Origin of the sequence: Leucobacter sp. G161 (genome assembly GCF_001482305.1) — a bacterium.
Taxonomy (GTDB): Bacteria; Actinomycetota; Actinomycetes; order Actinomycetales; family Microbacteriaceae; genus Leucobacter.
Map to the genome: position 1 here is coordinate 1 of NZ_LOHP01000093.1, position 9,369 is coordinate 9,369.

Sequence of the window (9,369 nt, forward strand, 5' to 3'; positions counted from 1 at the left end):
TTTAAGTGCACACTATTGAGTTCTCAAGATCCAGACACCCACCGTACCGGCCCCAACCAAGGGACCCTCCGAAGAGCAACCTGTCTACCGTATCACATGAAGTGATCCGGTGCATTGCTAAGAACCGAACCGCTCTTGCGGCCCGGCTGCGTTGCGCTGACAAGGGAATACATTACGGGGATCGGGGGCCACCCGCAAGCTTTGTCCACTTCTCGGGCGTGTCTCCGCATGATTCCGCCATTCATGCTCTAGGCATCGTCTCGTCACCCCCGCTTCACCCGGCGTCCTTTCCCCAGATTTCCGACGCAAACCCACGTGTTTCCGGGCCTGACCCCCGGATCCCGCGCGTGTTGGCACCTTGCAGCCCGCGGCTTCTACACTTGGGGTGTGACTGAGACCCCAGCGAACCCAGGTTCCCCCTCCCCCGCAGACTTTAGTTTTGACGTCGAGCACCGCCTCGAGTCAGGAGGGTCGCGTGGCAGCGACGGTCGTCCGCTCGGCCGCGCCGGCACGATCCACACTCCACACGGAGACATTCAGACTCCCGCGTTCATTCCAGTGGGCACGAAGGCAACAGTGAAGTCGCTGCTTCCGGAGACGGTGGGCGAGCTCGGCGGCCAAGCCGTGCTCGCGAACGCGTACCATCTGTTCTTGCAGCCCGGCAGCGACATCGTTGACGAGGCTGGCGGGTTCGGAAAGTTCATGAACTGGCACGGTCCGACCTTCACCGATTCCGGCGGCTTCCAGGTGATGTCGCTCGGCGTTGGGTTTAAGAAGGTCATCTCTATGCGTGAGGGTGCGCACGAGCAAGCCGAGGTTATTGCGAAGAACAAGGAGCGTCTCGCCCACGTTGATGAGGACGGTGTCACCTTTAAGTCCTTCATCAACGGCGATAAGCATCGCTTCACCCCCGAGGTGTCGATGCAGATCCAGCACCAGCTGGGCGCCGACATCATCTTCGCCTTCGACGAGTGCACCACACTCCTGAACACTCGCGCGTACCAAGAGGATTCCGTCGCCCGCACCGAGCGTTGGGCCGTGCGCTGCCTCGATGAGCACGCGCGGCAGACGGCTGAGCGTCAGCATCGGCCGTACCAGGCACTCTTCGGCGTCGTGCAGGGCGCCCAGTATGAGGACCTTCGCCGCCAGGCCGCAGGTGGACTCGAACGTCGCCGCGGAGCAGAGGCTACGACACAAGAATTCGACGGATATGGAATTGGCGGCGCGCTCGAGAAGCGCGAGCTCGGCACGATTGTTGGTTGGGTGAGCGACGAGCTCCCCGAGCACAAGCCCCGACATCTCCTTGGGATCTCAGAGCCTGACGATCTCTTCGCTGCGATCGCGGCCGGCGCTGACACGTTTGACTGTGTGGCTCCATCCCGCCAGGCACGGGGAGGAACCATGTACTCCAGCTCGGGCCGCATCAACGCGAAGGCAGCAACTCAGCGTCGCCGGTTCGAAGCGCTTGATCCGGAGTGCGACTGCTACACCTGCGAGAACTACACGGCGGCCTACCTCCACCACCTGTTCAAGGCGAAGGAGATGCTCGGCTCGACCCTCGCGACGATCCATAACGAACGCTTCATTGTGCGGCTGGTCGATCAGATCCGCGCCTCCATCATTGATGGCACGTTCTCGGAGCTCCGCGAGGAGGTGCTCACACGCCAGTACGGCGCAGACTTCGCGCGCGAGGCAGCAGCACAGGCAACCGCTCAGGCGTCCGGGTAGCCTACGCGGCGCTCAATTCCGCGCGTCGCACCCACCCGATGACGCGGGTGGTCACCGGGAGCAGGACGATCTCGGCGACCACCTTCACCACGTAGCCAAGCACCACGTACATCACGAAGTCGACGCCCGTGATGATGCCGGCAAACGCGATCGTGCAGAACAGCAGCGTATCGATGAGCTGGCCGATAACCGTCGACCCGATGAGCCTGGCTTTCAGAAAGCGCCCCTCGGTCTTCCGCCGCAGCCGGTCGAGCACCCACGCGTTGACAAGCTGGCCGGCGAGGAACGCGACGAGGCTTGCGCCAACGATCCGCGGCACAAAGCCAAGCACGGCTGCGAACGCTTCCTGATTTTCCCACCCGTCAGCGGGGGGTGAGATCTGCACGAGCAGAATCGTCAGCGAGGCAATGAGCGCGAGCGCAAAGGCGGTGAGGATCGCCCGCCGCGACGCCTTCAGACCGTAGACCTCTGCCAGCAGGTCGCCGAGGATGTAGGCGAGCGGAAAGAGGAAGACTCCCCCGTCGAACACGAGCGGCAGCGATACGTCGCCGAACGGGATCGCTCCGAACGCGATCGGCTTCACGGCGACGACGTTCGAGATAAGCAGGATCCCCACGAACGCTGCCGAGATGAGGGCGTAGCGGGATCCCGCCATCGCCGCCCGCTCGCCGGGCACCGTCGGGGCGCGCTGATGCTCAGACACAACTGTCTCCTTGTGTATCGGCGACGCGCTGCCCCACGTCTGTGTTTTCTAAAGTTCTGTGTTTTCCACAGCTGAGTGTGGTTACTCGTCGATTTGGCCGACGCCGAGGGCGCCGCGAATCATGTCCATATTGAGCTTCGCCGCAACGCTTGCGCCGTTGCCTGCCGCGATGATGAGCTGCTGTGGGCCCGGGGGCACCGTGTCACCCGCGGCATAGACGCCGCGGATCGAGGTCTCGCCGCGGTCGTCAACGACGACCAGTCCCCAATCATCACGCTCGATCTCGAGCTCGCCAAAGTAGTCAACTGAGGCGTGCCAGCGCGGCCTAACGAAACCGCCAACGCGCGGGATCACTTCGCCGTCGGCGAGCCGCACCCCGGTCATGTCGGCTTTCTCGCCGACGATGTCGTCGATGGCACGGCGCTCCACGCTGATCCCGATGGAAGCGAGCTGTGCCTCCTGCTCGGGGCGGATCGTGTCGGCCCCGTTCGTGAACACGATGAGATCTGAGCTGAACCGCGAGATGAGGAGCGCGCGAGCGAAGAGGTCGCTCGTCTCACCGATCAGGGCGAGAGGCTTGTCGGTCTTTTCGAACCCATCGCACTCGACGCACGAGTGCAGCGCGGTGCCATAGTAGGCGCGGATCATCGGGAACGGCGGGAGATCCTCCGTGAGCCCGGCCGCGATGAGCACGCGGCGCGCAACGATCTCGACGTCGCCGCTCCCCCGCAGACCGGTTCCCTGGATTCGGAACCCGATGCCGTCAGGGAAGCCGATTTCGAGCGCTTCCTCGCGGCTGAGCGGGGTGATTTCACGGGTCATTGCCTGGGCGAACCGCGCCGTCGGGTAGGTCTCGAACTCCTCGCGGCCGAGCTTGCGCAGTTCGAGCGGAGGTGCGCCGTCGCGGGTGAGGAAGCCGTGCGAGCGCAGCGTCGCCGAGTGGCGGGGGCGGTTCGAGTCGAGGATCGCGATGCGCCGATTGGCGCGCACGAGCTGCAGACCGGCTGAGAGCCCAGCCGGGCCTCCCCCGATAATGGCTACGCCGTAGGGAGCCGCGGGATTATCCGCCACTGTCTCGATCACCATCTGCCCCTCGTTCCTCTCACTCAACCGTGTGTCTCAGGTTCGGCCGCGAATCGCAGCGGCGCGGGCGTTTCGGGCTGCCCGCGCTCGCTGCGATCCCGGGTTACTCGCCCGCGAGCTGTGCTTCGAGGCGGCGAAGCCGCGCGAGCGTCTCCTCACGCCCAAGCAGCTCGAACGATTCGAACAGCGGTGGCGAAACGCGGCGGCCAGAGGCGGCAACGCGGAGCGCACCAAACGCAACGCGTGGCTTGAGCCCGAGCCCCTCAATCAGGGCCGTCTGCAGCGCCTCCTGGATGGGCTCGGTCGCCCAGCTGTCTTCCCCGAGCGCCTCGAGCGCGGTGATGCTCGCGCTCAGCGTTGCCGGGGCATCATCCTTGAGCGACTTCAGCGCGTCGTCTTCGTAGACAAGCGAGGTCGAATTCGTGAAGAGGAATCCCATGAGCGGTACGACCTCAGAGAGCACGGTCACGCGGCTCTGCACGAGCGGCACCGCGGCACGCACGGTCGCCAGCTGCTGCTCGGTCGGCTCGACCGGCAGGGCACCCCCCGCGATGAGGTATGGCAGAATCCGCGAGTAGAAGTCGTCCTCGCTGAGCAGGCGAATGTGGTCGGCGTTGATCGCGTCGGCCTTCTTCTGGTCGAAGCGCGCCGGGTTCGGGTTCACATCGGTGACGTCGAACGCCGCGATCATTTCCTCGCTCGTGAAGACATCTCGGTCCGCCGAAATCGACCAGCCGAGCAGCGACAGGTAGTTCAGTAGGCCCTCGGGAATGAAGCCGCGCTCACGGTGGTGCAGCAGGTTCGACTCGGGGTCGCGCTTCGAGAGCTTCTTGTTGCCCTCGCCGAGCACGTACGGGAGGTGGCCGAAGACCGGGATCGCCGGCTCGATGCCGAGCTCGACGAGCGCGCGGTGCAGCGCAACCTGGCGCGGCGTCGACGACAGCAGGTCTTCGCCGCGGAGCACGTGAGTGATACCCATGAGGGCGTCATCGACCGGGTTGGTCAGTGTGTACAGCGGAGCGCCGTTGGGGCGGACCACGACGAAGTCGATCGTGGATCCCGCGGGGAAGCTGATCGGGCCGCGCACGAGGTCATCGAAGCTGAGGTCCATGTCGGGGATGCGGAAGCGCAGTGCGGGCTGGCGGCCCTCGGCGCGGAACGCCGCGCGCTGCTCGTCGGTGAGGTCGCGGTCGAAGTTGTCGTAGCCCAGCTGCTTCGCGCGGCCGTTCGCCTCGTTGCGGGCGTCGATCTCTTCCGCTGTGGAGAAGCTCTCGTACAGGTAGCCCGCCGCCTTGAGCTTGTCAGCGATCTCGCGGTAGATGTCGCCGCGCTCTGACTGCCGGTACGGGCCGTGCGGGCCTCCAACGTCGACACCCTCGTCCCAGGTGAGACCGAGCCAGCGGAGCGAGTCGAGGATCTGGCCGTAGCTCTCCTCGTTGTCGCGGGCAGCGTCGGTGTCCTCGATACGGAAGACGAAGGTGCCGCCCGTGTGCCGGGCGTACGCCCAGTTGAACAGGGCCGTGCGCACCATGCCGACGTGTGGCGTGCCCGTCGGTGAAGGGCAGAAGCGAACGCGAACGTCGCTGCCGGTGGCGGTTGAGAACTGGGGTTCGACGGTAGTAGACATCAGACCCAGTTTAGCCGTTTACGGCGGCGTCGGGCTCAGTGTTGCCGCGCGACCCGCAACTTGGGGTACATCGACGCGATCGCACCCAGCGCGAGGACGGCAAGCGCGACGAGCGCCAGGATGGAGAAATCACTCATCGCGAAGACAATTCCGGCGAGCACTCCGGCTGCAGCGCCAGATGCGCTCATGAACGTATCGGCGCGCCCCTGCCACTTGGGGCGCTCGGCTAGTGCGGTGAGTTCGGTCAGCAGCGCGGCACCCGCGACTGTGACAGCGCTCCACCCGATCCCGACCAGCGTCATCGCGATCTGCACATAGACGCTGTTCTCGCCGGACAAATAGGCGAAGTAGATCGCGACGAGCAGGATCACCCAGCCGCCGACGATGACCTGGATGCGACCGATCCTGCCCGCCAACAGCCCGAAGAGTGGTGACAGCGCGTACATGCCAGCGATGTGCATGCTCAGGGTAATACCAACGAGCGCGTCACTTCCTCCGTGATGCTTGAGGTGCAGCGGGGTCATTGCCATCAGCCCCACCATGATCGCCTGCGCCGTGCCGATGATCACGATGGTGAGCACCTTGGCCCGCCGCGACGCCGACACCTCGGCGGTCGTTTCGGGAGATCCAGCGGGCCGTGCAGCGTCAGCAGCTGCCTGCAGCTCGCGCGCGGTGAGCAGCGGATCCGGACGTAGCCCGAAGAAGTTGACAAGCACCGCGGTGAGTTGAGCGAGGAACGTGAAGACGAACACCCCGGCGAGCGGCGGCACACCGAGCCAGTCGCCGACAATCGCACCCGGCCCCATGAGGTTGGGGCCCACCACCGCGCCCACGGTGATCGACCACACGACGAGCGACAGATCTCTCGCCCGGTTCTGGGGCAGCGCCAGGTCGGTCGCGGCAAATCGGGATAGCAGTTGCACGGCCGAGGCGACGCCGAGCGTCCCGATGCCGAGCGCGAGCACCCACCACTGCCAAATCGACGCACCAAAGATCGCGATGAGGGCACCGAGCATGGCAATCGAGCTACCCAGCACGACGGCCGTGCGACGACCGCGGCGAGCTGCGATACGCGCGAGCGGGATCCCAGCCGCCGCGGCGCCGGCGTTCGACATCGCCGCAGCGAGGCCCGAGATCGCATCGTTCCCGCTCACCTCAGCCAGCAAGAGTGCCCCGACCGATGCCGAGGCGCCGAACCCGAGGCCGCCCAGAATCGTCGCTGTCGACAGCACCATCAGCGTGCGTCGCTGCAGCTTCCCGCCGAGTTCACGCGGGAGCTCACGCCGCCCCGCACCGCGCTGCGGCTCGGGCTTTGCGGCCGTCTGCATCGTCACTGGACGTCTCCTCTAGTTGTATGGTTGCGGCTCGGTGCTCAGGTCCCCGGGCTGCTCGGTGGCGGGCTATTCGTGGCTGGCTACTCGGTGGCCGGGGCAAGGCCCCACGTTGCGCCGTCGAGGCCGGCAAGCAGTCGCTTGGCGAGCCGGACCTGGGGGCTCTCGTTCGCGGTGGCCATCGAGATCAGGCCGATCGTTCGGTGACGCTGGGGGTCGAGCTGCACGACCGCCGCCCCGTCCGGGAGCGTGCGAGCTGCTGCGAGGCCGAGGCCGGGCACGAGTGCAACCGCCCCGCCCGCGGCTGCCATGGCGAGCATGGCAGGCACGTTGTCCGTCTCTTGGATAATCTCAGGTTCAAAGCCAGAATCGTGCGCGGCCGCGAGCAGGTGTCCGCGACACTTTTCGCAGCCGGCGATCCAGTGCTCGGCCGCGAAGTCGCCGAGCACCGCTGGCGCGCCTGCAACCCCCGGACCAGCGAGTCCTTCGGCGCGCGCCGCCGACACCACGAGGTGCACCTCTTCACGCCACAGTGGGAGAAAGGCGGAGCCAGCCGGCAGTTCGGCAGCCCCCTCGTAGTCGAAGATCAGGGCGCAGTCGACCTCGCCGTCGCGCAGCATCTCGGTCGCTTCAGGCGGCTCGGCTTCGCGGTACTGCAGCGCCACCTCAGGCGCCTCCTCAGCGAGGCGACGCATAATCGCTGGCACAATCGTGGCCGATGCCGAGGGGAAGCCGACGAGTCGCAGCGTCCCCGCACGCTCTCCGCGCAGGTCGTCGATCGCGGCGAGGGCAGCATCGATCTCGCTCACCACCGTGCGGCCGTGCTCGGCGAGGATGTTGCCCGCGGTCGTGAGCCGGATCCCCCGCCCCGAGCGCTCGATAAGTGGCACGGCGAGACGAGTCTCGACCCGCTTGATGCGTTGGCTGACTGCCGGCTGGCTGAGCCCGAGCGTCGCCGCGGTCGCGGTGAGCGAACCGGTCACCGAGAGCGTATGCAGAATACGGAGCTCGGTCGAGTCAATGGAGCCGAGCGGGTCGGCTGGTCGTGTTGCGTTCACGCGACCCACTATAACCTAAACGCAAGTCTTTCATAATAATCATTCTCTATTCTTATGTGTTTCGCGGGCATAGCCTGAGGGCATGAGCATTTCAACGCAGGGCTCGGGCAACGCTGCCGGAGCCACATCCGACTTCGCCGGCCATTTCCCTGACACCCGCGGATACCTCGCAGCCTGCACCGGGGGCCTTCCCTCACACACCACGCTTGCAGCGAGCCGGGACTTCTACGACCAATGGTCCGCGGGAAAGCTCGACGCGCACGCGATCGGGGATGCCGTCGAACGCACCCGTGGCCTCTACGCCCCACTCGTCGGGGTGCCTGCTGACAGGGTCGCGCTCGGCTCGCAGGTGTCGCAAATTGTCTCGATCATCGCGACCGCGGTGCCCGACGGCGGCGAGGTACTGTGCGCGGCTGGCGATTTTTCCTCACTCACGCACCCGTTTGAGCAGCTCGCGGCGCGGGGCGTCACCGTCCGGTACGCCCCGGTCACGGAGCTTGCCGAAGCCGTGACTCCCGGCACATCGCTTGTCGCGTTCTCGCTCGTACAGTCGGCCACCGGAGAAGTCGCGGATCACGCTGCCGTCGTCTCCGCGGCCGCTGCGGTGGGGGCACGCACCTGCGTCGACCTCACGCAGTCGCTGGGCTGGCTCCCCGTTGGGGCCGCGACCTTCGACTACACCGTGTGCCACGCATACAAGTGGTTGTGCGCGCCGCGCGGCACCGCGTTCCTCACTGTCCGGCCCGGTCTCGACGAGACGCTTACCCCGCTCGCTGCTGGATGGTGCTCCGCCGACGACGTGTGGAGCTCCTGCTACGCCGGGCACACGCCACTCGCCGAGGGCGCCGGCCGCTTCGACCTGTCACCACTGTGGCCGCTTGTGGCCGGCACTGAGGCCGCGCTGGCCCTGTTCGTTTCTCTCGACCCAGGCGCGGTGCACGATCACGCAGTGGGGCTCGCGAACTCCGCCCGCGCGGTCCTCGGGCTGCCCGCTGGCGACTCGGCGATCGTGACGTGGCCGGACGCCGACGGCTCTGCGTTGGCCGCCATGCAGGCGGCTGGCATCGTCGCATCGGGCCGCGCGGGGAATGCGCGAGTGGCGTTCCATTTGTGGAACACCCCCGACGATGTGGCGCTGCTAGCCAGCTCGCTCGGTCGCTAGCGGGGTAACGTCAGGCGCGCTGCACGCACGCGCCACGACGCAACGACTGCTCACTAAAACGGGTGCGCCTCTGCGCCATCGGTCACGGGTTCGAATCTGACGGAGCTTCGCCGCGCCTGGCTCGCTGCCCGGCGCTCCGGGAGCCGGTCAGGCGGCCGGTCAATGTGCACTCGACCTGTCGGCGACGCCCACTCCATGAGACCGCCTTCGAGCTGCCTCACGGTCCAGTCCGAGTTGCCTTTGAGTATGTGATGACTCAGGCAGAGATGCGCCAGATTGTCGGTGGCCGTGGGGCCTCCGAGTGCGGCGTCGATCGTGTGGTCAATCTCTGACCTGTAGACCGGAGCCACGCAGCATGGGAACCTGCAGTGCCCGTCCCGGGCAACGAGGAATCGTTCCTGTGGCTTGGTCGGGCGGTAGGTGTCTACTCGAATGACGTTGCCGGTGTGTGGACAGACCGTGATGAGGTCCCACTGCCTCAGAGACGCAATCATGGGTCGCACCGCGCCGATGTCAATCGGGCCGTAGCCTTGCAGTTCGCACTTCACTTCGTCCGTCGACAGTTCGGTGTCTCTCACGACTATCCCGCCGTGCCGCGCGAGCAACGCATCGAGGCCAGCTGCTGTCACGACAAGCTGCACCCGGCCCTGAAGCTCCGCGCCGGCCGCCTTCGCGGC

8 protein-coding genes are annotated in these 9,369 nt (G+C 66.2%); 2 read left to right on the forward strand and 6 right to left on the reverse strand.

Annotated features, from left to right (window positions below):
• The first annotated feature begins 387 nt into the window (after positions 1 to 387).
• Positions 388 to 1,728 (forward strand): tRNA guanosine(34) transglycosylase Tgt, encoded by a 1,341-nt coding sequence (tgt, locus tag AUL38_RS15875; RefSeq protein WP_059063675.1) that lies wholly within the window; start codon positions 388 to 390, stop codon positions 1,726 to 1,728.
• Between the two features lies 1 nt (position 1,729).
• On the opposite strand, the gene AUL38_RS15880 is transcribed toward tgt, so the two are convergent.
• The 5 genes from AUL38_RS15880 to AUL38_RS15900 all read right to left on the reverse strand — a co-directional run bounded on the left by AUL38_RS15880 (position 1,730) and on the right by AUL38_RS15900 (position 7,530).
• The gene (locus tag AUL38_RS15880; RefSeq protein WP_059063677.1) at positions 1,730 to 2,431 is read right to left on the reverse strand and encodes a queuosine precursor transporter; all 702 of its coding nucleotides are present in this window, start codon (positions 2,429 to 2,431) and stop codon (positions 1,730 to 1,732) included.
• 81 nt (positions 2,432 to 2,512) lie between these two features.
• Positions 2,513 to 3,517: an NAD(P)/FAD-dependent oxidoreductase gene (locus tag AUL38_RS15885; protein ID WP_059063679.1), complete on the reverse strand. Its 1,005-nt coding sequence runs from the start codon at positions 3,515 to 3,517 to the stop codon at positions 2,513 to 2,515.
• A gap of 100 nt (positions 3,518 to 3,617) precedes the next feature.
• Positions 3,618 to 5,141 carry a glutamate--tRNA ligase gene (gene gltX / locus AUL38_RS15890; RefSeq protein ID WP_059063680.1) on the reverse strand — a complete coding sequence of 508 codons (1,524 nt, stop codon included), beginning with the start codon at positions 5,139 to 5,141 and terminating at the stop codon, positions 3,618 to 3,620.
• Positions 5,142 to 5,176: 35 nt separating this feature from the next.
• Complete coding sequence (locus AUL38_RS15895; protein WP_083506968.1) at positions 5,177 to 6,469, reverse strand: MFS transporter; 1,293 nt, start codon at positions 6,467 to 6,469, stop codon at positions 5,177 to 5,179.
• An 86-nt stretch (positions 6,470 to 6,555) separates the two neighbouring features.
• Positions 6,556 to 7,530: a LysR substrate-binding domain-containing protein gene (locus AUL38_RS15900; RefSeq protein ID WP_059063684.1), complete on the reverse strand. Its 975-nt coding sequence runs from the start codon at positions 7,528 to 7,530 to the stop codon at positions 6,556 to 6,558.
• A gap of 82 nt (positions 7,531 to 7,612) precedes the next feature.
• Here AUL38_RS15900 and AUL38_RS15905 point away from each other — a divergent pair, with 82 nt between their 5' ends.
• Complete coding sequence (locus tag AUL38_RS15905; RefSeq protein WP_083506966.1) at positions 7,613 to 8,692, forward strand: aminotransferase class V-fold PLP-dependent enzyme; 1,080 nt, start codon at positions 7,613 to 7,615, stop codon at positions 8,690 to 8,692.
• Between the two features lie 53 nt (positions 8,693 to 8,745).
• On the opposite strand, the gene AUL38_RS17460 is transcribed toward AUL38_RS15905, so the two are convergent.
• The coding region (locus AUL38_RS17460; RefSeq protein ID WP_161937460.1) for an HNH endonuclease signature motif containing protein at positions 8,746 to 9,369 on the reverse strand (624 nt) is incomplete at its 5' end.

Coding starts and splice junctions, on each gene's coding strand:
- AUL38_RS15885 (WP_059063679.1), bottom strand. CDS start 3,517: ATGGTGATCGAGACAGTGGCGGATAATCCCGCGGCTCCCTACGGCGTA.
- gltX (WP_059063680.1), bottom strand. CDS start 5,141: ATGTCTACTACCGTCGAACCCCAGTTCTCAACCGCCACCGGCAGCGAC.
- AUL38_RS15895 (WP_083506968.1), bottom strand. CDS start 6,469: ATGCAGACGGCCGCAAAGCCCGAGCCGCAGCGCGGTGCGGGGCGGCGT.
- AUL38_RS15905 (WP_083506966.1), top strand. CDS start 7,613: ATGAGCATTTCAACGCAGGGCTCGGGCAACGCTGCCGGAGCCACATCC.